Origin of the sequence: Lawsonibacter faecis (genome assembly GCF_014287675.1) — a bacterium.
Classification (GTDB): domain Bacteria; phylum Bacillota; class Clostridia; order Oscillospirales; family Oscillospiraceae; genus Pseudoflavonifractor; species Pseudoflavonifractor faecis.
The window spans coordinates 274,123-299,551 of sequence record NZ_JACOPQ010000002.1; the positions used below are offsets into that span (position 1 = coordinate 274,123).

Below are 25,429 nucleotides of genomic sequence, written 5' to 3' on the forward strand. Positions count from 1 at the left end.
CTCCGACTCCGGCCAAACCCGGCCGAGCCTTGCGGGGGTCGGCTCCGCCTGGGCTTTGCCCGTCGCTCCAGTCCAGGCTCCCCTGCTCGCGGCCTGCGCGCTTCTCTCATGCGTCCACCACCTTACACAGGATATAATACCGCTCCCCGTCCCCGGTCAGGAGGACCACCCGGTCCCCGGCCCGGAGCTTTTCCGGCGCGCCGTCGTCCTCGGTCCAGCGCCAGTCCAGGGCGGGATTTACCGCCAGGTCCCCGGCCTCCAGCGGCAGCCCATGGGCCGCCACCCGGAGGGGCAGTCCGTTCCCCGCCTGAAGCACCAGCCCCTCGGGGGCGGACTTCGCCACGCTCGGCGTGAGGAGCGCCGCCATCTCAGCAAAGGGGTCCATGGTCATTTCTCCTTTCCCGCATTGGTCTCGTCCATCAGGTTTCTGAAGTTCAGGTCCAGCTTGGCCACGTACTGGCCGTTTTTCCACTGGTGGCGGTCGCTGTCGATCCAAAAGAGCCCCGCCGCCCCGGCGGAGGTCTCCCGGACCACCACCGCCTCCCCGGAGATGAGGTCCAGGTCGCCCAGGCACTCCACCGTCACCGTCTGGGCCGGACCGTTGTCCTCCAGCAGCTCCCCGGCCTCCGCCGCCGCGTCCGCGCCCCTGCGCTGGGTGACGGCCCGCTCCATGAGTCCGTAGAGGGCCACGGCGTCGTCGTCCCGGACCACCCGGAGCTTATTTCCGTACTCGTCGTATACGGCCACGCTGTCCACCAGCTTTTCAATGCTCTCCGCGATGGAGGAGTGCATGATGGTCTGCCTGGGGGCCAGGATGCAGTCGCTCTCCACGGGCTTCTCCAGCACGGAGAGGGCCTTTCCCTCCACCCGGATCACATACCGCCGCCCGGTGGTCTCGGCGGCCTTGGTGTAGAGGGTATTGATGATTTTCTGGCAGGCCACGCCGGTAAACTTCCGGCTCACCGCCGCCCCCGTGGCGGCAATCCGCCCCGGGGTAAAGCCGAAGTCGGCGCAGATCTGCCGCACGGCGGCCTCGGGCGCACCGTGCCAGTTGTACCAGCCCTGGCAGGCGGAGAGCCGCCGCCCCTCGTCCAGGCAGCGGTGGGAAATGGCCGCGCCGCCGCCGGTGCGCTTGCGGTAGACCACCATGCCCTCAAAGACCGCCCTCCCCGCGCCGTCCTCCACGGACACCGCCGTCCCCATGGGGCAGTCCACCCGGGGGAGGTCCGCGTCCAGCTCAGACGCCGCCATGTCAAAGGCAAACTCCCGGGCGCACCGCTTGATGCTCCCGCTCCAGGTGTAGCCGGTCAGCAGCCGGGTAATCTCCCGCCGCCCCGCAGCCGTGGGGACGAAGACCTTCAGGCCGTCGCCGCCCCTACCAGAAAAACGTGCCAAGGCCGCCCGCCTCCCTCTCTTCCTTCAGGGTGGTCATCACCCGCTGTCCCGTCTCGGTGCGTACAAATTTGGTGGCCCCGGCCACCCTGGCGGACCGGGCCGTGGGCGCGGCCGCCGCCGGGAGCGCGTCCAACCCCGGGATGGTCAGCACCTGTCCGGGGAAAATCAGGTTGGGGTTTGCAATGCTGTTTGCCTTGGCCAGGGCCAGGTATTTGCTCTCGTCGCCGTAGAAGCGCCGGGCAATGGCGGACAGGGTGTCCCCCTCCGCCACCACGTAGCTGCCGGACGCGGCCAGGGCCGCGTCCGCCCCCCGTACCTCCCGGGCCGCCGCCGTCTCCGGCGCGTCGGGCGTGCGGTACTGCCGCAGGGCGATGGCGGCGTATACGTCGTTGGTGCCGTCCTTCTCCCGGTATTCCACGCTCTGGATGAGCACCAGGGCGTTGAGGGGCGTCCCGGACACGATGTAGCGCACGCTCCGCCGGGCGTCAATCCACCGCTCAATCCGCTCCAGATACCACCAGGGATTGAGCACCGTCCCCGGCTCGTTGAAGGGGTAGTCCCTGGCCGGAAAGAAGCACTCCACGCTCCGTTTGTCCAGGGTGCCGTAGCCGGGGAGGTTCAGGTCCCCCAGCCGGTCGATGTTGACCTGTTCCACGTTGATGCCGTGCTCCCAGCCGTACCCGGCCGGGGTCACGGGGAGCACCAGCTCCACTCCCGCCGCCGCGTCCACAAAAATCTGTCTGCGTCTCATAGGCCGTACTCCCCCGCCAACCGGGCCAGCCGGATTTCCTGCATCAGCTCCCTGGCCACGTCCTGGATATCGCTCTCCTGGCGGATGTGGAACTCGTTGCCCGTAATCACGACGCCCCCGCCGCCCCCGCCGGAGGCGCGGCCCCGGGCCTCGGAGGCCGGGACGATCTCCTCGTCCTGGTGGAGCAGGGCAAAGTAGTTGTCGTAGGGCACCCGCTTCAGGCCGGTGGCGTGGGAATTGACCCCCATCCCCGCCGCGAGCAGGTCTCCCTCGGCCTCCATCCGCTGGGTCCAGGCTGTGGAAAAGCCGCCCTCGCCGTCCCCCTTCGGGCCCAGCATGAACTGGCTGAACGCCGACGCCGCCTGTCCCTTGTCCTGCTGCTGGCCCATGAGGTACTCGGGCATATGGGCCTGGAGCGCCGCCGTGTTGTCCTGGAGGGCCTTCACCAGATCACGCTCCGCCTCCTGAACGCCCTTGGCCGTGTCGCTGACGTTGTAGGCGTCCTCGGCCAGCCCCTCGGCCGCGCTCTTGAGGCGTTCCATGTTGGCGGCCGCGACGGCCTTCGACTCGTCGTCCCCCTCGTCAAACTGCTTTTGCAGGGCGGCGTACTCCTCGTGCATCGCCTGGAGGGTCCCCGCCTGCTCCTCGCCGTAAAGGCTGGTGGGGCCTCCCAGCAGCAGGGCGGACATGGCCTCCCGCTGGTACTGGCCGGACAGGTTCTCCGCCAGGGCCTTTCCCTCTCCGATGTAGGCATTCATCTGCTCCAGGGCGGCTCCCGCCTCCCCCTGGAGGAATGCGATATTGTCCTGGAGGCCCAGCTTCGCCTTCTCGTTGTAGGCGTCGCCCTGGGCGCTGCGCATCTCCTGGGTCCATCCCTCCATGGTGGAGGAGAGGCCCGCATAAGTCAGGGACTGTTCCTCCATGGCCCCGCCGTAATCCTTCTGCATCCTCTTGATGAGGAAGTCCGCAACCTCCCGGCCGCTGTAATTGCCCTTGGAGATGTTTTCGTACACCTGGGCCACAGAGATGCCGTCCTTCTCCGCCAGCCAGTTCAGCGCCCCGATGCCCCGCTCGGTCATCAGGTTGATGTATTCCAGGCTCGCCTTGTCGGTGGACTGCATCCGCCCCAGGGCGGTGGCCACGGTGTTGATATCCGCCGTGCCCATGCCCAGCGCGGCCCCCGTGTCGCCCACGGCGGTCAGCGTGGGGATGATCTCATCCACCGCCGTGCCGAACGTCAACATGGTCTTGGACAGGCCCGTGATGTCGTCGTAGAGAAACGGCGTGCTGTTGGCCAGAGTCTTCACCTCGTCCAGATAGCTGACGGCATTCTCCCGTCCGCCCAGGAGGGTGGCAAAGGAGGTGAGGCTGGTCTCCCGGCCGGACGCGATTTGCCCGCCGCTCTCCAGCTCGGCGGTCCGGGCGCTTTGTAGCGAGCCGTACTGGTCGCGGACGTAGCTTTTAAATGCGTCGTCCTGCTCCTTGAAGATGTCGGCCGCGCCCCCCACCAGCCCCGTCAAGCCGCCCACGGCGGCCCCGATGGCGGTTCCGATGCCCGGAATCACCGAGCCGATGGCTGCCCCGGCCGCCGCGCCGGAGATGCCCCCGGAGAGGGCGGAGCCCACGCTTCCCCCCAGGGCGGAGCCCAGGAAGGTGTCCGTCACCTGTCCCAGGCTCTGCCCCAGCATCCCCATGAGCCCCGCCTTCCCCAGCGTCCCCAGAACGTCGCCGCCGGCGGCCCCTCCGCTTCCGGCCCCGCCGTTATTCCTGGCACCCGCCCGGTTATCCGCCCTGGATGCCGCGTCGGAGGCGGCGTCGATATCTCTCTGCGTCCTTCTGGCCTGCTGGCTCACCACGGAAAGCTGCTCCGTCAGGTTGGAGTAGTCCGCCTCGGCGGCGGCCAGCGCCGCCCGCTTGGTCGCCTTTTCCATCTCGTCCGTCCCGGCCTCGGCCTCCTTGAACGCCCTTCTGGCCTGGGCCAGCTCGTTCTTCGCCCGGGTCAGGTCCACCTTCAGGTCAACCCTCTTGCCATTGAGCCTGTCCAGCTCCTTTTGCAGCTCCGTCACATCGGAGCGGAAGGGCGTGCAGGCGTTGCGCATATTGATAATCGCCTGCGAAAAATTGTCCTGGAGCTTCAGTGCGATGCTGGCTTCCGCCATGCTACTCCCTCCCCTCTAAGTAGTCCGTCAGCAGTCCCCGGATGAGCAGCTTCTCCCCGTCGCTCAGCCGGTAGTAGGTCCCCGGGAGAATGCCGTGGCGGATGAGGAGCCACTGTGCGGTCTGCAACTCCCCATCCGTCCTCAGTTTTTTGAGATGTCCTCCAGCACGCCGGGTCCGTAGCCCGCCAGCTCGTCCAGCTCACGGGCCAGGGCCCGCAGCTCGCCGGGCCGCAGCAGCTTCTTCAGGGCGTCCGCAGGCGTCTCACAGCCCATCTTGTCCTCGTACCAGCGTGGGTCCCGCAGGTTGGGCTCCTGCACGCCCTCCAGCACATAGTTGGCGTCCCGGTCCTTCTGAAGACCGGCCGCCGCCTCAATCTGGGCGCTGGTCAGCTCCCGCAGGGTGAAGACCACATCCTCCCCCGCCAGCTCGGAGAGGCGCTTAATCTTCTTCTGCCTCAGCTCCGGCTTGGGCAGCTCCAGCCCCAGCAGCCTGTCCATGGTCGTACTCATCGCTTTATCTCCTCTCTCGTCGCCGGGCCCCCTTCGCGGGCCCCTTTACCGCTCCGCAATCCTGTCCAGCAGCTTGTAGCCCGTGAAGGTGAACGGCACCGAATGCCGGGTGACACTGGCCGCCTTCCAGTTGGCAAGCTGCACCTCGTCGAAGTTGACCCCGTAGAGGGCGATGCGCTCCGCGCCCCAGGAGGCGGGGTCCGCCAACTGGCAGATAATCTTGTCCCGGCCGTAGCCCCCGGTCTCCGGGTCCCCCTCGTCCTCAATCATGGCGCTGTCCACCTTCAAAAACTCCAGGGTCCCGGTGCCCTTCTTCTTGGTCATTTTGGTGTCTTCCCACAGCTCGCCGCAGAGGTTGACCGCCTCCTTGGTCTTGGCCACCTTGGCCGTGAACCCGCTGACCTCGGCCATAATCCGCCCGGTGCGCCATACCTGGCCGTAAGTGCCGTTGATAACGCGCTCTGCGCTGTCAATTGTCACTGACATATCCTATCCCCCCTATACTTCATACCGAATGAGGAAATCCTCCATGGTGTCCAGTATCTTCACCAGCCCCAGCAGGAAGACATAGCTCCCCGTGTCGGCCTCCCGGATCTCCTGGTCGGTCATGCTCCCCACGTCGGCTCCGCTGTTTTTCAGCCATTTGCGCTGATTATCCAGGTCCAGGTCCATGCTGCTGCGTCCCTTCTGGAGGATGTCCGGCTCCAGGGTTTTAAAGAAGGTCTCGAAGGCCAGCAGGAGCAGCAGCTTATTCGGGTAGCTGTTGGCGCACTTGCCCCGGTAGCCGTGCTTGATGGTGGTCGTCCCGAAGTAGGTCAAAAGGTCCATGGTCTCCACGATTTTGACCTTCTTCCAGTCCTCCTTCTGGTCCGCGCCCACCGTCACCAGGGAGTTGACCGCCCGGGCGATCTCCACCTGCACCCCGTCCCGGATGAGGAAAAGCTCCCCCTTGCCCACCCTGGCGTCCGCGTCCTCCACAGCGGGGACCCCCGTCACCTCGGGCAGCACGCAGGAGGTGGCCGAGCAGGTGGAGGGCACCCCGGCCAGAATCCCGGCGATGCGGGAGCAGTACTCCCCCGCCGTGAAGGTCTCCGCCCCAGCCTTGATATCGTCCGTGGTAAAGTTGACGATTCCCATGTGGTCGGCCGCCGTGTGGGGGAGCACCGCCTTTTCGGTGTTTCCGCCCTTTTCCCGGCGCTTCTTAATCCAGGCCGCCAGCTCCCCGCACTCCGCCTCGCTCATGTCGGGGGGCCCGGCCACGTAGTCGGCGGAGTAGTTGTCCAGCAGGGCCAGGGCCGGGGCCAGGGTAGCGGCCCCGCTCTCCCCGTCCGGGGGGATGACGGCCAGATACACCTTGGACGGGGTCCCCATGTCGGACCCCGTCATGCACCGCTCCACGTTGCGCCGGTTGGCCTCCCCCAGTTCGGCGGGGATGTCGCTCTCCCACACCACCTCATGGAGGCCCGCCGCCTTGGCGTCCCGCAGAATCAGGGCCACAACGCCCTTTTTGTCCCGGGCGGAGGCCGCCTGCGCGGCCGCGTAAAATTCCTGCTCCAGCTTGGGCAGTCCAATTGCCATGTCATTCACTCCTTACTTTCTGTCTGCTCCCGGGCCGCCGGGCTCCCTCAGCCGCAGGTCCAGGTGCTCCATGGGCGGGGCCTCCCGCACGGCTGCCCCCGGCCGCCCGGCAAACCAGTTGCACCGCAGCGTCACAAAGGCCGACTCCGGCTCCCTGCCCTCTGCCACGGCCAGCACGGACACGGCCCTTCCGCAGCACCGCACATAGCCCGCGCCGAAGAGCGTCAGCACCGCCGCCTGGGTCTCCATCAGCCGCTCGCTGCTGCTCACGTAGTCGTCGTCCTTCTCGTCGAAGATTTCCAGGCTCCACTCGGCGTCCCACCCCTGAAGCAGGGCGTTGGCGTCGCTGGCCTCCGCCCGGGTCATCTGTAGGAAGAAGGACGGCCGCTCAAAGTCCGCCGGGCACACGTCCCGGTAGATGATTCTGTCCGGCCAGCGGGAGCAGATGCGCTCCCCCAGCGCGTCTCCAAGCTCCATCAGCGTCATGCGGGCCCTCCCATCTCCCTGCCCATCTCCTCGCACCAGGCCCTGCTCTCGGCCTCGCAGGCCGCCAGCGCCGAACGCTCGGAGCGGGCGTAGTAGTGGTAGCCCCTTACCGCAGCAACCTTAATCCGGGGCCGGTAGCGGTAGCCCCCGCGCCTGACGGCGGAGGGTCTGCGGATGGCGTGGCCGTTCTCGGTATAGTTGGTGACGGCCCCTGGGCCGTTGGGCCCGGTCTCCGCACCCTCTTTTCCCCCCACGGGGCGCACCGCCGTATACCCCAGCCTGCTGCCCAGGTGGTACTTCTGCCACCCCGGCACCCGGCCGCCGCCGTTCTTCATGCCGGAAGCGGCCGCCTGCTCCGCAGCGGTGCGCTGGAGGGCCTTGCCCAGCCGGTCCAGAAGCTGCCGCTTCCGGCGGGGATGCTCCTCCCGCAGGTCGTCCAGCCAGTTCAGCAGCCGGTCCAGTCCGCTCAAATTTCCGCTCTGCAAGCCTACACATCCTCCCTCCGCTCAATCTCATACTCGTTTTTCCAGGGGTCCAGGGAGTGGACGGCGGTCACGTAGTGCCGCGCCCCGAGCGCGTCCACAAAGTCCCCCTCATCCAGCGCCACCGGCTTGGGTGCCACCAGCACCAGCCCCGCCCCGGCGGCGGCGTGGGTCGCCTCGCGCTCGTAGCGCACGTATTTCTCGGTCAACACCCCGGGGAAGGCAAAGGGCGGACCCACCGTCCGCACCGGCCGGTTGCCCCGGCTCTTGTCCACCGCCGCCTCCCTGTGGCGGGCGGTGCACTCCGTCACCTCCACCACGGCGGCCTGGACGCTGAGCCACCCCCGCGCAGGCTCGGTTATTTCGCTGAGGAACAGGTGCTGTCCCCGCCAGCGGGCGGCCTGGTGGAGGGTCAGGGCCCGGCGGCGCAGCGTCAGCTCCGCCGCCCTGGCCCCGATGCCGATTTTGGAAAACAGGCTGGTCTTGCCGGTCAGCTCCACGGCGGCCCATACCTCGGCGTACTTGATATACTCCCAGCCCCCGGCCGTCTCCGTCAGCCCCAGCAGCTCCACGCGCTCCCGCAGCGCTCCCGCGCTGTTTTTCATCCGTCTCCGCTCCTTTCAGCCCTGGGGCTCGGTCAGCTTGAGCTGGACGACGGTCCGCCGGAGCTGGGGGTTTTCGGCCACGCTCCCGGTCAGCACCGGGTCCCGCAGGTCGTAGCTGCCCAGGGCGATGGCGTGGGCCGCCAGATCGTAGAGGGCCCGCCGTGGGTGCTCCGCCGGGGGGAGGGCCACCCCCGCCCCGGCCAGGTATTCCCGGGCGGCCAGGACGCAGGCCGTCACCACGGCGTCGTCCTCCTCACCCTCCACCCGCAGATACGCCTTGGCGGCCGCCAGCTCCTCCGCCGTCAGTCCCGCCGCGCCCATGCTCACACCGCCAGGGTCCACCCGTTTTCGGCGGGCAGGAAGTCAACCCGGGAGGCCGCCACGACCGCGCAAACAAGGTCCGCGCCCGTGTCGTGCTTGAACTTGACGCCGAGATAGGCCCCGTGCTCCGCGTGGGGCTTGCAGGAGACCGTCACCAGCGCTTCGCTCATGGCCTTATCGGCGGTAAATACCGCGTCCGCCACCTTTACCGCGCCGGTGCCCGCCTCGTCGCCGGCGGCGTAAACCTCCACGGTCAGCTTCTTTCCGCTGGCCACCGGGCCGGTGGCCAGCAGGAACTCCACCTCCCCGGTCTCGGACGCGGCCACAAACCCGCTGGTCTTCTGGGTGGCGGTGGACACCGCCTGGGGCGCGAAGACGATTCCACGGGCCAGCTCTTCAAAAATGCGCTTCATTTCGCTCTCTCCTCTCTCAATCAGGTCCGGGCCGCCAGGGCCACGAAGGGGCTGCGGGTCTTGGTGCTGTTCTTGATGGTCATGGGCTTGTTCGCCTTGGGCCCGCCGTTGCAGCGGAAGACCACCCGGAAGCAGTTCTGGTCGGTCAGGAACTCCACATGGATGGACCACTCCTGCTTGACGGTGCCCTTGGTCAGGAGGATGTACTGATAGGGGTCCACCAGCATAATGTCGCCCTTCGAGCCCAGGGCGGAGCAGTTGTCCTCAAAGAGCACGGGCTTGTTCAGCACCCGCTGGGTGTCGAACGCCCCCAGCCCGCCCTCGGGGTTCCACAGGAACTTGGCCGCCTCGCCGCTCTGGATGGCGAGATAGGGCAGCACCTCCTCCACGTCGGGATGCATCAGCCACACCAGCCTGTCCCGGTTCCGGGGCATGGCCCGGGCCTGCATCTTGATGGCGTTGGCCCCCAGGAAGGACCCCGCCGCCTGGCCGGACTCCTTGTCCACCACGATCATCGCGCCGGACTTCTGGATGCCCAGGGGCTTGCCCACGCCGTCGCCGCACAGCACGGATTCCGTCAGCAGCCGGTCCCCCGCCAGGGTGAACGCATTGCCGAAGAAGCCGGACATAAAGGCCGCGTCCTCCAGCATCTCATCGGTGGCGTAGGCAAAGCCCATCATCTTCTCCAGATCCATCTTCATCTCTTTGAACTGGGGCTTGCTGGCGGCGACGGAGGCCGCCTCGCTGGCCCAGTACATCTGTACCCCGCCGAACACCGCCTTGGAGGTGTCCGTCTCGTCCGCGCTCAGCCAGCGCATGGCGTTGGCGGCGCTGGAGCAGGTGTAGCGGTCCAGGCGGTTGAGCAGGGGGCTCGACTGCACCGCGCTCTCCAGAATCATCCCGGCAAAGTCGGTCTGAAGCACAAAGCCGCCGTCAGCGCCCGTGCCCTCGTTCGCCCCCAGCGCGGCGTTGTTCACCTGGAACAGGCGCTTGTCCTCAATGTGGTTCTTGCGGAAGGAGTAGACCGCCTTGAGCTGTTCGCCCAGTGTGGCGAAGGGCCGGGCCTCATCCCGCTTGTCCTCGGGCTTTCCGCCCGGATCGGGGGTGTGGAGCGCCCCGTCATAGGCGCTCTCCGCCGCCTGATTGCTGGCGGCGGCCAGCTTCTCCAGACTCTGAATCTGGGCGTTGATGCCCTCCATCTGGGCGGTAATCTTGTCGGCCTCCTCAAACTTGTTCTCGCTGACCAGGCCCTCGGCCTGGCTGAGCAACTGGCTCTTCTGCGCCCGCAGCCCGGTGATTTTCTCCATGTAGTCAACCATTTTTGTTGTCCCCTTTCACTTAATAAGTTGCAAGCGCCCTCATCCGAGCCATGGCGCGCCTTGCCAATACCTCCTGGGCCGCTGCGGCCCGCTCGTCCGCAACGTGGGCCCGGTACTTCTCCCGCATGGCCGCCGTCAGCCGGATGCGGCCGCCCGCCGCCGCCACGAAAGCGGCCGGGTCCCCGTCCCCCGCCTCCAGCGGCACAATGGCGTCGATGAGCCCGTACTCCAGCGCCTGGGTGGGGGAAATCCAGATGTTTTTGTCCATCAGCTCGGCCAGCTCCTCGGGGCTCTTGGCGGATTTTCTCGCCGTGTACGCCTCCAGGATGCAGTCCCGGGCGTTGCGCAGGCCCTCGGCCGCCAGCGACAGGTCCTTGTAGTCCCCCTCCGCGCCGCCGGTTGGATTGTGGTAGCAGAGCAGGGCCCCGGGCTCACACTCAATGCTGTTGCAGCCAGAGGCCGCCAGCGTGGCGGAGGATGCCCCGTAGCCCTGGAACAGGGCCGTGGTCTTCCCCTGGTAGCGCCGCAGCAGGGAGCGGATCTCCATGCCCACCGTCATATCCCCGCCCGGGGAATTGATGAGCACCGTCACGTCCTCGCCCCCCGCCTGCTCCAGGGCGCTTGCGATGTCCATGGGGGCGGTGATATCCCGCCAGCCCCAGAATCGCAGCACGTCGGCGGAGTCGTTGTCCCAGAGCTCCCCCCTGAGATTGATGTCCATTTACTCCTCTCCTTTCAGGATAGCCCGCAGCGAACCCAGATTCTTGGTCGCCAGAAACTCCTGGCCCAGGCCGCCGGGGATGGGGTTCTTCTCCTCCTTGGCCCGGCAGTCGTCCGGGCAGTACACGGAGTTTTGCACCATCTTCTCGTAGAACTCCGCCCGGGTCTTGGGGTCGGCGCGGAGCAGCACCTCCACGTTCCCCCGGAGATACCAGCCCTGCGCCCTCTGCTGGGGCGTCGGCAGCTTGTAGGTGTTCTCCTGCTCCCACTGGAGGACGTAGGGCAGCAGCGTGTCCGTCACCCAGTCGATCCGCTGCTGGGCGTTGCTGTTGTACGCCTCCTTGCCCACCTGGAGCATATACTTCGGGATGCCCGTAAACCGGGAAATCTCCTCCACGCCGAACTGGCGGCTCTCAATAAATTGTGCGTCGCTCTGGCTCACCCCGATGGGGGTATACTTCATTCCGTGGTCCAGCACGGCCACGGCAAAAGCGTCGTCTGTGGCGTACTGCCGGAACTCGCTTTTGAGCTTGTCCCGGGTCTCCCGGCTGGCGTTGGTGTCCACCTCCAGCACGCCGGAGAGCCGCGCCCCGTTCTGGTAGAACTTCTTGCCGTACCGCTGGGCCATGCCGTCGGAGGCCACCGTCTCCCGGGCCAGGTCCAGCAGCCCCCGCCCCCGGATGCCGTCATAGCTCTCAAAGAACAGCATGGACAGCTCGTAGGAGGCAAAGGTCCTCTGCACCCCGTCCACGTTGAAGTCGTACCAGTAGAGCCCCGTCGCGCTGTCCCGCCGGACGGAGCAGCATTCCGTCGGCAGCGGGATACGCTCCGTCACCGCGCCGGAGGGGTCCCGCCTGTTCCAGCAGTAGCCCACCCCATGCCAAAAGGCGTTTGACATGACCACCTTGCCCAGCAGGAAGGGGGACATATTGATATTCGGCCGGACCTTCAGCACCCGGTCCAGCGCCTCGTCGCTCACCGACGCCCGGGCGTCCCCGTCCTTTTTGTAGACGCCGAAGGGGATCAGCCCAAAGGCGTTCGTCAGGATGCGGTGGGCGGCGGCCACCGGGGAAAGCCGCTCCGCGCTGGTGGTGTTCACGCCCAGCTCCTCGCCGCTGAAGAACACCTCCCGCAGCCATGCCTGCATATCGCCCCACTCCAGCGTCCGCTCCTCCATGGCGGCCCGGGGGCGGCCCATCGCCTTGCCGAAGAGCATCAGCCCCCGCCCCCTCTCCTGGAGCGGGCCACCACCACGGCGTAAACCGCCAGGCACACCCCCGCCGTCACCAGCGCCCAGGGCCGCCCCAGCAGCTCCAGGGCCGCCAGGACGAAGCAAATACCCGCCGCCAGGAGTAGCAGGTCGTCCAGGTAGGTCCCCAGCACCTCCGCCGTCCGCCCGGGCAGTCTGCCCACAACCGGGGCCACCCGGCTCCATATGTGTTTCAGCTTCTTCAAACTCATATCCCCCAATCCTCGGACAGTACGTGCTCGTTGATATCCGGCCCGGTCGGCATTTTCACCAGCGCCACGGCCATGGCGATTATCCAGGCCACCGTGATGTCGATGCGGCCGATGCTGCGGTTTTTCATGGGCTTCATGTTCTCGTTTCCGTCCACGGCGCACCGCACGTTGCCGAAGCACCACCGGGCGCAGGTGTTGTGTACGTGGCGCATTTCCCGGGCGCGGAGCAGCCGCTCCAGCTCCTTCATGGCCGGGGACATGGAGAGCATGGTCTGGGGTATCTCAATCACCTCCAGCCCCCGCTCCATCAGCCGCTGGGTCAGGGTCCGGGAGAGGTAGGGGTCCACCCCCAGCGCCAGCAGCTTGTACTCCTCCGCCGCCCGGGCCGCCGCCTCCTCCACCTGCACAAAGTCGATCATGTCGCCCTCGCACAGCTCCAGGAACCCGGCCCGCTCCCAATCGCGGTACGGCACATGGTCCCGCTGCTCCGCCTCCAGCACCCCGTCCCCGGGCCGCCACGCCCGGAAGAGGGCCACCCAGGTGTCCAGCCCCTCCTGGGGCGGGAAGAGGAGCACCAGGGCCGTCAGGTCCGTTGTGGTGGAGAGGTCCAGGCCGCCAAAGCACTTCTTGCCACGCAGCCGCTCCAGCCACGCCTCCCGGTCGGCCTTGGCCGACGGCCCCCACTGTGTCTTGTCGTAGATGGTCAGGGGAATCCACCCCACGTCCTTGGTGGCTATCCACTGGTTTAGCCGCAGCCAGCGGAAATTCCGCTCCGCCGCCTCGTTCTGTCTGGCCGCCCGGGCCTCCGCCCGGAACTGCCTGGGCTTGATGGTCACGCCGTAGGAGGGATTGCACAGCTTCCACAGCGCCTCGTCGTAGATGTCCAGCGCGGCTATCCTCTCCGGGTCGTCGCCGGTCAGGACGCTCACGCCGTACATGATGGGGCACCACTGGGGGTCGTCCTCGTCCAGCTCCCGCTCGGGCTCCCCGTTTCGCCACGCCAGGAGCCGCCTGCATTTCTCATGCACCTCCCAGCCGATGCTCTTTCGGTCCGGGTCGTCCCCGGCCGTGGTCAGCACGATCACAGCCTGCTGCCGCCGCGCCGCGTCGGACCCGGTGGTCAGCACGTCCCACAGCCGCCGGTTGGGCTGGGCGTGCAGCTCGTCGATGATGATGGCGGAAAATGAAAAGCCGTGCTTGCTCTCCGCCTCGCTGGAGTACACCTTCATCACGCCGCCGAACCGGGTACGGATTTCCCGCACGCTGTCCCGGCACCAGGCCAGGGGCGCGTGGGCGGGCTTTGAGAGGGCCGTGTGCTCCACCATGAATTTGGCGCACTGGTAGATGATATCGGCGTTGATTTTGTCCGCCGCGAAGACGCCCACCTGGGGCCGCGTCTCGCCGTCACAGAGGAGGTGATACAGGCCCAGCCCGGCGGCAAACTCGCTCTTGCCGTTCTTCTTGGCGATCTCGTCGTACAAAAACCGGCGGTAGCGCACCCATTCCCCGTCGTCGTCCCTAACCTGGACGCCGTAGAACTCCCGGATGGCCTGCTCCTCCCAGGGCAGCAGCTCAAAGGGCCTGCCCGCCCACTCGTTTTGTCCGAACACCAGCAGTGCGAAGAAGTCCATCACCCGCTGCACGGCCTCGGGGCTGTAGCGCAGCTCTGCGCCGTCCTCCGGCGCGGGCACATGGATAAACGGCGTCAGCCACAGCGTCTCAGGCACGGTCCCGCCGCCCCTCCATCAGCGTGAGGAAAGGGTTGGTCTCCGCCGCCTCCTTCTTGGGCAGCAGCACCAGGCGGCACCGGCTGGAGATGGTCAGGCCCATGTCGGCGGCGCAGGCCCGGCACTGCTTGAAGCACCGCTCCTGCTCCTTCCCCCAGGCTGCCACCTCCTCCACGTCCTCGGCGTCCAGGGCGTCGCTTACGTGCCGGGCCGCCGCCGTATACTGCCGCTGGGCAACCAGGTAGCGCCCAATGGTATCCCGGTCCAGCCCGGCCGCGCCCATGTCGGCCTCCAGCAGCTCCTTGGCCAGCTTGCGGAAATCCCCCTTCAGGTACTCCGGCAGCCAGGACGGCGGGCTGATTTTCTTCGGCCTGGGCAGCTTGACCTCCTGGGCGGCCCGCTCCGCCTTTTCCGCCTCGCTCAGATGCTTTTTCCCGTTGGCCTCCAGTACGGCCAGCGGCATTCTCGGTCCCGGCATGGTCTCCTCCTCCTCCCGCGCCGTTTTGTCTCCCGCGCCGTTTTGTCTCCCACGCCGTTTTGTCTCCCACGCCCTCCGCCGCCTGAACTTTCCCATGGGGAGAAAATCCCGCGCCGAGGGGGCCATGCGGTCTTGCACCCCTCGCCCCGAACTTTTTTAGGGTGGGGGGAGGGTTCACGGCAAGCCAAGGGCTTGCCCCTGGGCACGCCTGCGCCACGCGCTCAAGCGCCTGTGCGCCTAAGCCTCGCGGCAATTTGCTATCTGCGGCCCACTAGTTTTTTCGCTGTTTTTGTTTTCTTTCGGCCATTTCGGTGGCCGTCTTGCGGTTATGATGCCGCTCACACAAACTCTGGAGATTAGACTTGTCCACAAAGAGCGCCCAATCTCCCCGATGCGGCGTTACGTGGTCAACGACCGTAGCCCGCACCCGCAGCCCCAATGCTGCGCACTCGCGGCAGAATGGCTCCCGCAGTAACTGGCCGGGCCGCAGTTCTTCCAGCCAGACCTTGGTCCGATACATCCAGCGCCACTCCGCGCTTTCGGTCCTGGCAGCTTTTTTCGGCCTGTGTTCTGGGCACCAGCCATCCCGTGTGAGGTTTGGACATCCGGGTTTGCGGCATGGCCGCAGGGGCTTTAGGGCCACGGGCTATCACCTCCGGGCAAAACAAAAAGCGCCTGAGCCAACACATCCCCGGTTTCCCGGTGGGTGTAGTGGCTCAGGCGCTCGTCGTTGTACGACACTGGCTCAGGCTCTCGTCGATATTCACGATGGATTCTTGCTTGCAGTGCTTGCACCAAACCGGCCAGTTGCGGGCCGTGGTGTCGGGCCGCACCCTCTGCTGGGTAGGCCGTCCGCACCTGGGACAGATTACTCGTCCGTCCTCTGTGACTATTCTACTACTATTAATGCCCTGTTGCAACCCTTTCAACCGCCTTTCTATAGCTTTTCAGAGATGATAATCTGTGTTTCAAGACCGATTAAGGCTGAACTCGCTTTTTCTTTTTCCGCCGCTGCGGTCGTCTTAGTGACTGCTCCTCCTTTATCAATGGTAATAGGTATTTAATGTAAACGAACTCCCCGAACTCGTTTCGGCTCGGTGCAGGGGCGCAAAGGATATAGGCTCCGGGCGGTGCTGTGATAGTCTCGTTATCGGCCATATTACTGACCTCCGGCTTGGGACGGATGAGGCCCAGCGATGGGGTCCAGGTCCTGGCCCCTACATCTGCCTTACCGCACTCCCGGGGCTCTTTTGTCAGGTATTTGGCGACTACCTCATACCCGTCGTCATTGCCGCCAACCTCCAGCGGCTTTATTTCCACCTCGCCCCACTCCCACAAGCTGCGGATCGTGTCGTAATCGTCCCCGGTCCCGTTGAGCACCATATGGTGGTGGAGGCGGCCGCCCTCCGACGATAGCTGCTCCGTTACATAGATGTATTTCGTTGGCTCTCCTCGCAGCTTCCGGGCGGACCGCAGCTTGGCGATAAACTTTTTCATCCGCTCAACTGCCGCTGCCCTGGTCGGTGGCAGGTTGGCTTCGTCATAGGTCAGCGTAACAAACAGGTCCTTGCCGGTAAAGTTAGCTGCCAACAGCACCTCGCATTTTTGCCAGCTATACCGCAGATTGATGAGCTCTTGGGCCGCGCTGGACATCTGCGTCTTATCCGCCCGGGCCTTGGGGCTGTCCTGGAGAGCGGCCACCGTGTACGACACGCCAATGACCAGACGCCCCGCTGTTATCACTTTTTTTCGCTTCGTTTCCCTCTACCTCCCAGACGGGCAAAGGCGGGGCCGTAGCCCCGCCGCCCTTTTTTAGTTTTCTTTGCTATCAAGCGGGTGTTTATGGTCCTGCCCCTCCTCACGCTGCGACGCCTCTGGCGGAAATTCTTCATCGGGGCACGGCCCCTCAACACAGTATTCTGTTACAAGAAAGAGACCTTCCATATGGACGTGCGCAAGGCATTTCCCGTATGGTCCTTTCCAGATGCATTCAGCCATCCCCGCCACCTCCCAGCGCCGCCTCTGCCTCGGGGCTGGCATCGGCATAATCTCCGTTCTTGCAATACCAACACCGCTTACATCGGTCACACGGCTCATCGACATTTTCTGACCGCTGATATCCAAGGCACCAGAGGCTTCCCCCATAGTCCTCAAAGCAATCCGGTTGGGGGTCGCCCTCTTTTGCGGGCGGCGGGTCGATATGCACCCGTCCCTCGTCCCAGTCCTTGACCAGCGCGGTCAGCTCCTCGACGGTGCCGAGGGCGCGGTAGGCTTGCAGCTCGGCGGCCTCTGACCATGTACTTCCCTTATAATTCAGACACGCTTGATAGCCTAAATCGTGTGCCTCATTCAGCGCTTCGTCTATTCCATCCGGCTCCAGCCCCGTGTCCTCGTAGGCGGCGAGGCGGTCAACCCATGGCCCGCTATACTCGGTATCACCGGCGCGCAGACGCCATTTGCCGCCGTCCATATAGGTGTATCGCTCCATGCTCACCACTCCTAACTCCACACCATGTCAGATTTATTTGCTACACAGTCTTTCAGGATTGCCTTAAAATCAGAGAACTTTGCACAATCAGCGCGGCCACAATAGCCGTACAAAATGTTGTCGTCATAGTCTCCAATTACCTTCAAAATTTCCTTACAGGCACCGTATCGGATTTTCCCGCCGCAGTCGCATTGGTACAGGAAGTCGGCAATCTTGATATGTACTTTTTTCTCTGTGACAAGTTTTTCCGTTTCCTGGTCATATTTTTCAAAATACGCCTTTCTAGCTTCGCCCATCATAAACATCACGCTTGGTTCCGATAGGAGTAAATAGTGTTCTGCAAACGGATTTCCGACTAACTCAGCTACTTTATTTCGCAAATTATTAAACCCGCCGCATCCAAGGTCAATACTTCGGCCCGTCTTTTTGCATTCAATCGTTACTCCCATGTTCACGCCCCCCTGCGCGCCGCGCCACTCAAAGTGTCTGCAACCATTGCCACAGTCCATGCAGAACTCCAAATAGCCCTCACCCGGCCTGTATGCTGGCTTTCCGTCAATACAGTAGTGGGCACACAATACGCACCAATCGTCGCGCACCACAGCGAAGCGGATGTCCTCCACCGCCGCGTCCCGTTCCGCCCACGCTCTGGCACGGTCGCTTACCAATGCAGAAACCGTCTTTTTCAGCCGCTCAATCTCCTTGTCCTTCGACCCGTTCTCGGACTGGAGGGCGGTCACGGCCTCAATTAGCTCCGTCACCAGTGCCCGCGACGCAGCGATAAACACCGCGTCCGGGTGGTCTATGTAATCATCAAATCCTTTGTGGTGTTCCTTACCTGGGTAGGACTTTGCCATTTTGTCCGCCCGAACCATGCCCAGCCCGCCGCGCTCAGTCACCGGGCCGGAATACCGCTTAAACCGCTGGAACTCCGGGCAAGCGTCTTGCATCCCCCAGCGGGAAAACTGCATGACGTAATACTGTCCGCTGTGGGCCGTCACCAATTGGCATGTGTGGTGTGCAGTCCTCATGTCCCACATCCACGGTCCCGGGGTTGCCTTTTCGTCAAGGGCCTTTGCCCTCTGAATCAGCTCTTCATACATTTTGCTCCCCCTCCTCCGGCTACGCGCAGTCTTGCCTGAAGCTCTGCGCCAATTCCTTTTTGCTCGGATCAACCTTCACCGGCGGTTTCGCGCCCACGGGCGTACCGTCCTTTTTCCGCTTACACCCCTTTTTAACCCACGCCAGCCATTCCTTTTCAAACGCCTCCACCTCCGGCGTCCTGGCGGCGTGCCTGTAACCTTGATTCTGCCTGACACGCTCCTTCTGCTCGTCAAATTCCAGCGTGTAGTAAGGCTTTTTGGGTGCCCAGGTGTGGCGGATAAAAAATATTGACGTCTTCCCCAGGGCTACATCCTCCCCATATCCCGCCACGCAATGCCTCAGCAGGGCACCCTCCCGGGTTAAACTATTCTGGTTGGTCGCCGGGGATATCATCAGGGGGCCGCTGACATAGGTATATCTCGCCAGTGCTTTGGCCCGCTCCCTGAATTTACGTGCCAGCGCTTTTGTCCTCACAACCTTTTCCACAGTCATGGCCCGTTCGTGGGCGGCGATCAGGTTGTTGGGCCAGCGGACCTCCGGGTTGCTCAGGTCCCATCCCGCCGCCTCCGCCATGTTCCAGTAATCCACCAGAAATGCCGCGTTCAGCCTGTCGTCTTCGGGCATGTAGTCCACGTACTCATTGTACGGGTCGTTTGCCGCGCCCCACTCCCGGATTGCCTTCAGGAGATACCGCAGTGTCTTCCCTACCGGGGCCCGGCCAATCACCCGCTCAATATCCTCCCCGCCGTACTCGTGCAGCAGCGTGATATCCTCCGGCAGGCGCAACCTGTCCCCGGCGGCCTTGGCCTTGACGTAGACCCGCCAGTGGTACAGATCCCAGTGCTGTTTCCGCATCACACGGAACTCCTCCGCCGTCAGCCCCAACAGTTGCGCCGGGCGCTTCTCCTCAAAGTGAAGCTCCGGCAGCTCCATCACGCCGCCCGGGTTGTTCTCCCAGGTGGAGCGCTGCATCGTTTCATCAAACAGGCGGTCAAGCAGATACCCGCACCCCTGCACCACCAGATTTTCCACTTGAGGGTGATTCTGATAGAGCCGCAGATATTCCACCGGGCTCTTCATCCAGCCCGCACGTCCTTCCGCCATGTAAACGTCCAATTTGCTGTTGTACAGGCAGCTATCCGCCATCAGCTCCGGCGTCAGCCCAAAGACGGATTGCACCTGCCCCCAGGTCTCGCTCCAGTCGCGGGGCTGCCGCCATTCCCGACCCACAGACATAAAATATCCGGCGGTCCCGGAATATGATTTTACCCACCCGCTGAGCTTACAGGCGGAATCCTTCTCAAAGACATAGGCTTCCAGCGGCCTGATGTCATACCGCTCATATCCGCAGCGGTTTACCAGCCTGCGGATTTCCCACCCCGTAAGTACAAGAGGACGCTCCCCCGGCTCTCCAGGCAGTAGAGACGCGGACATAACCCTGGCCTCGTCCGCCGTGAACTCCCCGCGCCCTATCCGCGCTGCACACCGCACGGAAACCGGGCTGCCGCAAATCGGGCAAAGGGTGCTGTCCCCGTTGGTCACTGGCTCCATTCCCTGGCAGACATCGACGTAAAACCCATACACATCCTTTTTAGGAGTCCATGTGTGGTTCGGCGGTGCGTATGGCATAATCATGCTCTGTCCGCACTCCGAACAGGTACAACGGACCGCCTTCATTTTGCGCCCAGGGTTCTCAAACATGGCCTCTATGCCGCCGTCCTGTACCCACGCAATTTCATAGACCAGCCCCGCCGTGTCCAGCTCTCCCCGGGCAAGGGCAAAGCCCAGCAGCCCCTCGGGCGGCTTTCGTGACACCAATTTCCGATAGTCCTTCACAACGTCCGCCCCCTCATAGGAAATCCGACAGACTAATGATTTTCGGCGCTTCTCCGGGCGCGGGCGCTTCTACGGCCTTGGACAGGCCGTAGAACTCCCGGATAATCTTCTCTGCCTCCGCTGGCAGGACGCAGGAGAAAGAGCCGGTTTTGTGCTTGTCGGCGTATGCCTTGATTTTCTTCTCGCATTCGCTCAACGACATAGCCTCAATCTCCAAATCCCGGGCCACCAGCTCAGCCAGGTGGGGCTCGTCGCGCACCATGTCCTTCAACTGCTCCCCCACCATCCATACCGCCGTCCGCTCCTTCGGCTGTTGAGCCCTGATTTTTTCTATCGCTTCCGAAATCATTTTTAGGCCCCCTTACATAAAATCGGTCACTGTCATCCTGACAGCGGGAAGGACGGGCGAAAACAGTCTGTCCAGCGCTTCGGTCCTTACTTCGCGGCTTTCTTTATCTCGTCCGCAGATTACACCGTATCGCCATGTCCCATCCTCGTACATGCGGAGGCTTCGCAGCCACCCGATTTTATCTGACTCCAGGCCCAGTTCCCTCAGCGGGACCCCCGCACCGTTACAAATACAGCGGTCAGGGACCTCAAAAGAGATAGGGGTCTCCAGCACATCACCCCGGTCAAAGAAATCTGTGTGGTAAGCCGCATACCGGGACCGGTTGCCTAATAGCGTCACGCCGTCTAAACCACAACTCCATGCAAACAAGTCCAGCCCAACGAGGTACAGCGGGCCTCGGTCGCCCCATCTCTTATTGTGCTCAAACTGCTCCCCCAGGAGGCAGGGCGCTTCAATCAGCATTTTTCTGGGCCTCCTTTTTCGCCGGGAGCCTGTCTCTCAGCGATGCCAGCATCGTTTCGAGCGCGGTCAGCAGCTTATCATGGTTATTGCCGTCTCCATTTTTCGACAGCATCTGGAGACACCCCAGGCAGCGGTTGTAATCCTCCTGCACTGCCTCAAAGTAGACGGAGAAGGTTGCCAGCTCCTTGCCACCGGCCACGCGGAGCTTTTTCTCAAGTCCGTCCACCTTTTCGGACAGCGCCCGGTTCTGCTCCGCCAGGGTCTTTTCCGTCTGCTTGGCGGCCTCCCGCAGCTCCCGCAGCTTTTCCCGGGCCTCCTTCTCGGCGGTTGTGGCCTTGTCCAGCTTGGCCTGGAGCGCGTCCTCCGCCTCTTTTCGTGCGGCAGCCGCACCCTCGGCTCTGGCCTCATCCAGCGCGGCGGCGTCCAGACGCGCCTTTGCCAGCGCCATCTCCTGCTCCATCTTAGCCCGGGCGTCCTCGGCGGCCTTGGCGGCGGCCTCCGCCCGCTCCTTGGCCTCAAGGGCCGCTTTGCGGTCCCTGATGGCCTGCTCCAGCTCCCTGGCGGTCAGCTCGGAGGACTGCTTCACCTCGCCGTTGACTACATGCTCCCCAGCCATGAACGCCTCCCGCTCAGAGGCGGGCAGCTCCAGCAGCGCCAGGGCCTTTCGGGCCCCCAAATCCGCAACCGGTTGCGGATTTGGGTACTCCCGGGCAAGACGCATAAAGTTCTGCGCCATGCGCTCGGATATTTCAACCCGGTTATTGAGCCAGGGCAGCCACTCGCCATGACTCAGCTTTTCCTTGGCCTCGATGAGACCACGGCCGATCTCCAGGATACCGGCCCCCACCCTGTCCTTTTGGGCGATTATCTCCTCGGTGATAACCTCAATGGTCCTCTCCCGGGGCTGTACATGCGCACCCGCCATAGCGGCGGCAATATTGATAGGGGTACTCATTTGCCCTCACCTCCCAGATACTCGGCCACAAACGCCCTGGTATCCCGTGCAATGGCGCTGCGGGGAGAGTAGGGCATGATACCCCCTGCGGATTCCGTGCCGCCGTCGGCCTTGGCGCTGCGGCGGATGCGGGCGCTGTAGATGTGCACCGGGGCACTCTCGGTAAACTCGGCTATCTTGCGGTCCACGTACTCGTCGCGGTAGTACATGGTCAGCACACACCCGGCTACCCGCAGACCCGGATTGACCGACCGCAGACAATCCACTTGGGCCGCCAGCTCAGCCGCGCCGGAAATGCTGTAGGCATCCGCCTTGACGGGCACGATTATCTCATCGGCAGCCAGGACCGCCGCCTGGGCCCCCGGGTGGATAAACGAGCTGGGGCAGTCGATGATGATGTAATCATAGACGTATTCCCCGCTCAACTCATCCCGCAGGTCCAAAAGCGCCCGCTGGGAATACCGCCCCTTGTTGACGTTGGGCATACCAACCGTGGCAAGGGCAAAATCAGAGGGCAGCACATCCAGCCCACGGACGGAGGAGCGATAGATCAGGTCGTGGACATACTGCATGGGGTCCAGCAGGAGGTCCGCCAGCGTGTTGTACTCTCCCGGCGGCAGCAGGGTCTTGGTCGCGTCCCCCTGGCTGTCCGCGTCTACGAGGAGCACCCGCTTGTCGTGCTCGGTGGCCATGATGGCGGCCATGTTGATGGCGGTGGTGGTTTTGGCTACGCCGCCCTTTAAATTGAGGATAGCAATGGTTTTCATTATGTAAGCTCCTTTACTTTTTGAAGTACAGTGACTCGCGGATGGTCCGTCCGTTGACCTCCGCCTCGACGGTAAAATACCGCCGCTGGGGATGGATGAATATAACGCGCCCAACTACCTGCCGGGGTTTTTGCCACCTGTCGGGCGGCTTGCCGCTCTTCTCTACCTCAAAGGCCGAGGGAATGAAGGTGATTTTATCTCCGACCTGCATACGTGCTCCTTTCCGCCGAGGCGGCCCACGGCCCACTCCAGGGCCTTTGCCACCTCCAAATGCTCCAGGCGGCGCTCGGCGTCAAGGGCGGCCATGCTGCGATGCCGCCGGGCCTCCGCCTCAATCAGCCGTATCCGCCTGGGCTTGTCCATGTCAGGCTCCTTTCTTGCTGTCGTCGAAAGGGTCCTCCACCGGCGCTCCGTCATCCAGGAAAGACGGCTGCTCTTCGCCGTCAAATTCCCACCCATACGCCTTGTGGGGAGTTCCCCCGCCCGATTTATAAAACCGCTTTGACTTTTTATCAAAGTCAAGCCCTATACTGCGCTGTGTCTCACCGAAAAAGCGGTTTTTGAGGATGGTCAGCACCGTTCCCGACTTCGTGCCCTCATACTCGCTGTCTCCGCCGTTGCCGCCCTGGTCGGTCCGCTCCATGGAAAATACGTTGTCCGCCATGTTGGTGATGTCGCCTATCCCGCTCACAGCGTCGTTGTCAAGGGGCTTGTCCGTTTTGCGCGGATGGGCCACCAGATGCACATGGACATCATAACCCTTTGCAAACGACGCCAGCTCTCCGACAAAGTTTGACTGTGCGCGGTAGTAGTCGGAATCCTTAACGCCCTTATACCGTGCTGTCATCAAGTTATCTACCAGAAAAACCTTCGCGCCGTAGCGCTTGCGGGCGTAATCAAACGCTTTTAGGATGCGGGCGATATCATGCCGAGCGCTCTTGCCGATATCGTAGAGCAAGAACCGCCCACGCCACCACTCATCAATCCGTCTTTGTACAAAAGGATTGACACCCGGAATCACTTTGCCGCTCTGCGGGTCCGTGCTCTGCGTGATATTTTTGGGCCCGGCGGCCTGGAGCGTAGCCCAATACTTAAACTTCCACGCCTGCAACTCCCCTGAGTACGCACAAACAGGCACAGCTTGGTCAATGCTCTCCAGCAGCATCTGATCTAAAAAGGTACTTTTGCCCTCTCCCCGCTTGCCGGTCCAGATGGACAGCTCCCCCAAGTAATACCCGCCGATAATGTTGTCCAACTTGGCGATGCCGGTACGCACCTTCGGCATTTTTGATATATCCGGCGGGACTACATCCGCGAGGTCGAGGAGGCCAAAGCCGGGAAGCTCTGTGGTATCCAGCAGGAGGTGATCCAGAGATTTCAGCCCGTATTGGTCCCGCAGCTCCTGGAGTGTCGCGCACTTGCGAAAACCAGAGTCGTTCGCCACCAGCAGGACCAGCCCCGGAAGCCGCTCTCGGGCCTCTGCCGCCATTTTCGTTCTCAGCTTGCGGTCAGGGCAGACAATCAGCACATACGGAAACGACGCCAAAAATTTTTCGCACCGGGGCAGGTCCTCCCAGGTGGCTGTCGTCCGCAGGCACCCGGCGTTGACCTTAACGGCCAGCGCGTCCTCCGGGGTACTGCACAGCCAGAATCCGGTCGGCAGGCTCGGGTCCAGGTAAAACGGCTCATAGGCCAGCCATTCGCTGGCACTGGGAAGACTATTCGACATGGCGCACTTCCTTTCGCTTTAACGGGGCGGCTGTCCCGCCCTTGAGCGGGAACACGCCTGCCCAGCCATTAAGGACAGACTGTTTGATAATCTTGAGTTTGGCCTCCCTATCGCCGCCGGACAGCTCGTCCAGCTCAGCAAGGAGCATCTTGACCGCCCGGTCCGTGTTCTTGGCCTTTGGGCTTAGCTCCCGTATCTCCATGAGGGCCACCATAGCCTCCGTCAACTCTCGGTCCCCCGCCACGTACTCGTTAAGCATGGCGCGGGCCTTGTCACTCAATCCACTCCCCTTCCGCTGGCCCCCCTTGGGGGGCTTATGGGGGGTATTAGATAACTGGTTAGTAACTGTTCCTTTAATACAATCCACCGTTTGGTGAAATGGGTCCCCCGCTTCGGTGAATTGCATTTCACCGTTTGGTGGAATGGGTTTATCTCTCACCGTGTCCGCCTCAATCCCTTGCGGCACAGGCATTTCACCGTTTGGTGGAATGCATTCCACCGTTTTGGGAAAGTAGATGTCTTCCGCCTCTCCCGCCAAGGTGTACCATTTTGTACGGTCGGTCTTATCCTCGTTGTAATTTCCGACCAGGATGGCCCCCTGCTCCTTGCAGTTGGAGATAATGCGCTCCACCTGCCGGACCGTCCAAAATGGGAACCGCTCCGCTATGGCCTTGTAGGTATCGTAGGACCAGTAGCGGCCATCGTGGAAGTTGATGCTGTTGGACCGGTTTTTTGCCAGCCAGAAGGAAAGTGAATGCAGAAAGATGGCCTCATTCACGCCGTACAGTATCGCGATCTCAGGCTTGAATTGGTACTCGTTCACCCACGCCACCCCCTTGCAAAATCCGTCCGTATGTGCTATCATAATCGTGGTTTTCATTATGTGACGAGCTTCTGTGCCCTGGTCCGAGGGTACGGGGGCTCGTCCCTTTTTTGTCCAGGCCGCCGGTGTCCGCCGGGGGCCTCTTTTTACGTCTGTGCATGGTACTCCTCCCCTACCAGATGCCCGCCGCTACCATCGCCCTGGTGGCGGCTTCCTGGATCAGCTTTCGGCCCGCCGCCTTTTCTTCCTCCGTGGGCAGCTCGTCCCGGTGACTGATATAGCTCCGGCTCACGCCGTCGCTTCCGCAGTCGTAAAAGCAGGCTGAGTCCGCCAGGGTCACGCTGCCGTCGCGCTCTATGTACTGTGCAAGGCCGTTTCTGCGGTAGAGCTTCGCCCGGAAGGGTTTGCCCCTCACCGTCTCCATGTGCTCCTCCACGGTCTCTATTACGTTCCCCAGGTCCGTGACCTGGACCCCGAACATGGTCTTTGTCGCCAAGACGCTCACCCCCTT

Annotated in this window: 33 protein-coding genes; all 33 read right to left on the reverse strand. The window is 63.3% G+C overall.

Annotated features, from left to right (window positions below; genetic code table 11):
- Positions 1–106: 106 nt before the first annotated feature.
- A complete protein-coding gene (locus H8S62_RS03485) occupies positions 107–385 on the reverse strand; it encodes a hypothetical protein (RefSeq protein ID WP_186918468.1) in 279 nt (92 codons plus the stop codon).
- A 2-nt stretch (positions 386–387) separates the two neighbouring features.
- Entirely contained in the window at positions 388–1,395 is a 1,008-nt protein-coding gene (locus H8S62_RS03490; RefSeq protein WP_186918469.1) for an XkdQ/YqbQ family protein, read from the reverse strand.
- On the reverse strand, positions 1,376–2,146 hold the full coding sequence (locus H8S62_RS03495; protein ID WP_186918470.1) for a LysM peptidoglycan-binding domain-containing protein: 771 nt from the start codon (positions 2,144–2,146) through the stop codon (positions 1,376–1,378). Before H8S62_RS03495 ends, H8S62_RS03490 begins: the two co-directional genes overlap by 20 nt.
- Positions 2,143–4,305, reverse strand: coding sequence for a tape measure protein (locus H8S62_RS03500; RefSeq protein ID WP_186918471.1), 2,163 nt, complete (start codon positions 4,303–4,305; stop codon positions 2,143–2,145). The genes H8S62_RS03495 and H8S62_RS03500 overlap by 4 nt, the downstream gene beginning before the upstream one ends.
- A 1-nt stretch (position 4,306) precedes the next feature.
- Complete coding sequence (locus H8S62_RS18275) at positions 4,307–4,432, reverse strand: hypothetical protein (protein ID WP_279287738.1); 126 nt, start codon at positions 4,430–4,432, stop codon at positions 4,307–4,309.
- 14 nt (positions 4,433–4,446) lie between these two features.
- A complete protein-coding gene (locus tag H8S62_RS03505) occupies positions 4,447–4,815 on the reverse strand; it encodes a phage tail assembly chaperone (RefSeq protein WP_186918472.1) in 369 nt (122 codons plus the stop codon).
- Between the two features lie 45 nt (positions 4,816–4,860).
- On the reverse strand, positions 4,861–5,301 hold the full coding sequence (locus H8S62_RS03510; RefSeq protein ID WP_186918473.1) for a phage tail tube protein: 441 nt from the start codon (positions 5,299–5,301) through the stop codon (positions 4,861–4,863).
- A gap of 12 nt (positions 5,302–5,313) precedes the next feature.
- Positions 5,314–6,393 carry a phage tail sheath protein gene (locus tag H8S62_RS03515; protein WP_186918474.1) on the reverse strand — a complete coding sequence of 360 codons (1,080 nt, stop codon included), beginning with the start codon at positions 6,391–6,393 and terminating at the stop codon, positions 5,314–5,316.
- A gap of 12 nt (positions 6,394–6,405) precedes the next feature.
- On the reverse strand, positions 6,406–6,879 hold the full coding sequence (locus tag H8S62_RS03520) for a hypothetical protein (RefSeq protein ID WP_186918475.1): 474 nt from the start codon (positions 6,877–6,879) through the stop codon (positions 6,406–6,408).
- On the reverse strand, positions 6,876–7,364 hold the full coding sequence (locus H8S62_RS03525; RefSeq protein ID WP_186918476.1) for a hypothetical protein: 489 nt from the start codon (positions 7,362–7,364) through the stop codon (positions 6,876–6,878). Before H8S62_RS03525 ends, H8S62_RS03520 begins: the two co-directional genes overlap by 4 nt.
- A gap of 2 nt (positions 7,365–7,366) precedes the next feature.
- Positions 7,367–7,966 carry a head-tail adaptor protein gene (locus H8S62_RS03530; RefSeq protein WP_186918477.1) on the reverse strand — a complete coding sequence of 200 codons (600 nt, stop codon included), beginning with the start codon at positions 7,964–7,966 and terminating at the stop codon, positions 7,367–7,369.
- A gap of 15 nt (positions 7,967–7,981) precedes the next feature.
- A complete protein-coding gene (locus tag H8S62_RS03535) occupies positions 7,982–8,287 on the reverse strand; it encodes a head-tail connector protein (RefSeq protein ID WP_243255326.1) in 306 nt (101 codons plus the stop codon).
- Positions 8,288–8,289: 2 nt separating this feature from the next.
- Entirely contained in the window at positions 8,290–8,700 is a 411-nt protein-coding gene (locus tag H8S62_RS03540; protein WP_186918479.1) for a hypothetical protein, read from the reverse strand.
- Between the two features lie 20 nt (positions 8,701–8,720).
- A complete protein-coding gene (locus H8S62_RS03545) occupies positions 8,721–10,019 on the reverse strand; it encodes a phage major capsid protein (protein WP_186918480.1) in 1,299 nt (432 codons plus the stop codon).
- Between the two features lie 19 nt (positions 10,020–10,038).
- A complete protein-coding gene (locus tag H8S62_RS03550; RefSeq protein WP_186918481.1) occupies positions 10,039–10,740 on the reverse strand; it encodes a Clp protease ClpP in 702 nt (233 codons plus the stop codon).
- Entirely contained in the window at positions 10,741–11,955 is a 1,215-nt protein-coding gene (locus H8S62_RS03555; RefSeq protein WP_186918482.1) for a phage portal protein, read from the reverse strand.
- Positions 11,955–12,194, reverse strand: a complete 240-nt coding sequence (locus tag H8S62_RS03560) for a hypothetical protein (protein WP_186918483.1) — start codon at positions 12,192–12,194, stop codon at positions 11,955–11,957. Before H8S62_RS03560 ends, H8S62_RS03555 begins: the two co-directional genes overlap by 1 nt.
- Before the next feature lie 2 nt (positions 12,195–12,196).
- Positions 12,197–13,927, reverse strand: a complete 1,731-nt coding sequence (locus H8S62_RS03565) for a terminase TerL endonuclease subunit (protein ID WP_186918484.1) — start codon at positions 13,925–13,927, stop codon at positions 12,197–12,199.
- On the reverse strand, positions 13,920–14,405 hold the full coding sequence (locus H8S62_RS03570) for a phage terminase small subunit P27 family (RefSeq protein WP_186918485.1): 486 nt from the start codon (positions 14,403–14,405) through the stop codon (positions 13,920–13,922). Before H8S62_RS03570 ends, H8S62_RS03565 begins: the two co-directional genes overlap by 8 nt.
- A gap of 271 nt (positions 14,406–14,676) precedes the next feature.
- Positions 14,677–14,925, reverse strand: coding sequence for an HNH endonuclease (locus H8S62_RS03575; RefSeq protein ID WP_207723446.1), 249 nt, complete (start codon positions 14,923–14,925; stop codon positions 14,677–14,679).
- Between the two features lie 196 nt (positions 14,926–15,121).
- Positions 15,122–15,334 carry a cysteine-rich KTR domain-containing protein gene (locus tag H8S62_RS18635; protein WP_423788654.1) on the reverse strand — a complete coding sequence of 71 codons (213 nt, stop codon included), beginning with the start codon at positions 15,332–15,334 and terminating at the stop codon, positions 15,122–15,124.
- 49 nt (positions 15,335–15,383) lie between these two features.
- Entirely contained in the window at positions 15,384–16,148 is a 765-nt protein-coding gene (locus H8S62_RS03585; RefSeq protein ID WP_186918488.1) for a rolling circle replication-associated protein, read from the reverse strand.
- Between the two features lie 247 nt (positions 16,149–16,395).
- A complete protein-coding gene (locus H8S62_RS03590) occupies positions 16,396–16,893 on the reverse strand; it encodes a hypothetical protein (RefSeq protein WP_186918489.1) in 498 nt (165 codons plus the stop codon).
- An 11-nt stretch (positions 16,894–16,904) separates the two neighbouring features.
- On the reverse strand, positions 16,905–17,996 hold the full coding sequence (locus H8S62_RS03595) for a hypothetical protein (RefSeq protein ID WP_186918490.1): 1,092 nt from the start codon (positions 17,994–17,996) through the stop codon (positions 16,905–16,907).
- A 19-nt stretch (positions 17,997–18,015) separates the two neighbouring features.
- The gene (locus H8S62_RS18470) at positions 18,016–19,833 is read right to left on the reverse strand and encodes a PcfJ domain-containing protein (protein ID WP_186918491.1); all 1,818 of its coding nucleotides are present in this window, start codon (positions 19,831–19,833) and stop codon (positions 18,016–18,018) included.
- A 13-nt stretch (positions 19,834–19,846) separates the two neighbouring features.
- Positions 19,847–20,182, reverse strand: coding sequence for a hypothetical protein (locus H8S62_RS03605; RefSeq protein ID WP_186918492.1), 336 nt, complete (start codon positions 20,180–20,182; stop codon positions 19,847–19,849).
- Between the two features lie 12 nt (positions 20,183–20,194).
- The gene (locus H8S62_RS03610) at positions 20,195–20,644 is read right to left on the reverse strand and encodes a hypothetical protein (protein WP_186918493.1); all 450 of its coding nucleotides are present in this window, start codon (positions 20,642–20,644) and stop codon (positions 20,195–20,197) included.
- Positions 20,634–21,599 carry a DUF3102 domain-containing protein gene (locus tag H8S62_RS03615; protein ID WP_186918494.1) on the reverse strand — a complete coding sequence of 322 codons (966 nt, stop codon included), beginning with the start codon at positions 21,597–21,599 and terminating at the stop codon, positions 20,634–20,636. Before H8S62_RS03615 ends, H8S62_RS03610 begins: the two co-directional genes overlap by 11 nt.
- Positions 21,596–22,366 carry a ParA family protein gene (locus tag H8S62_RS03620; protein WP_186918495.1) on the reverse strand — a complete coding sequence of 257 codons (771 nt, stop codon included), beginning with the start codon at positions 22,364–22,366 and terminating at the stop codon, positions 21,596–21,598. Before H8S62_RS03620 ends, H8S62_RS03615 begins: the two co-directional genes overlap by 4 nt.
- Before the next feature lie 13 nt (positions 22,367–22,379).
- Positions 22,380–22,577: a hypothetical protein gene (locus tag H8S62_RS03625; RefSeq protein WP_186918496.1), complete on the reverse strand. Its 198-nt coding sequence runs from the start codon at positions 22,575–22,577 to the stop codon at positions 22,380–22,382.
- 153 nt (positions 22,578–22,730) lie between these two features.
- The gene (locus H8S62_RS03630; protein ID WP_186918497.1) at positions 22,731–24,095 is read right to left on the reverse strand and encodes an AAA family ATPase; all 1,365 of its coding nucleotides are present in this window, start codon (positions 24,093–24,095) and stop codon (positions 22,731–22,733) included.
- Positions 24,085–24,918, reverse strand: a complete 834-nt coding sequence (locus H8S62_RS03635; protein WP_186918498.1) for a hypothetical protein — start codon at positions 24,916–24,918, stop codon at positions 24,085–24,087. The genes H8S62_RS03630 and H8S62_RS03635 overlap by 11 nt, the downstream gene beginning before the upstream one ends.
- A 172-nt stretch (positions 24,919–25,090) precedes the next feature.
- Positions 25,091–25,414 (reverse strand): hypothetical protein, encoded by a 324-nt coding sequence (locus H8S62_RS03640; RefSeq protein WP_186918499.1) that lies wholly within the window; start codon positions 25,412–25,414, stop codon positions 25,091–25,093.
- Between the last annotated feature and the right edge of the window lie 15 nt (positions 25,415–25,429).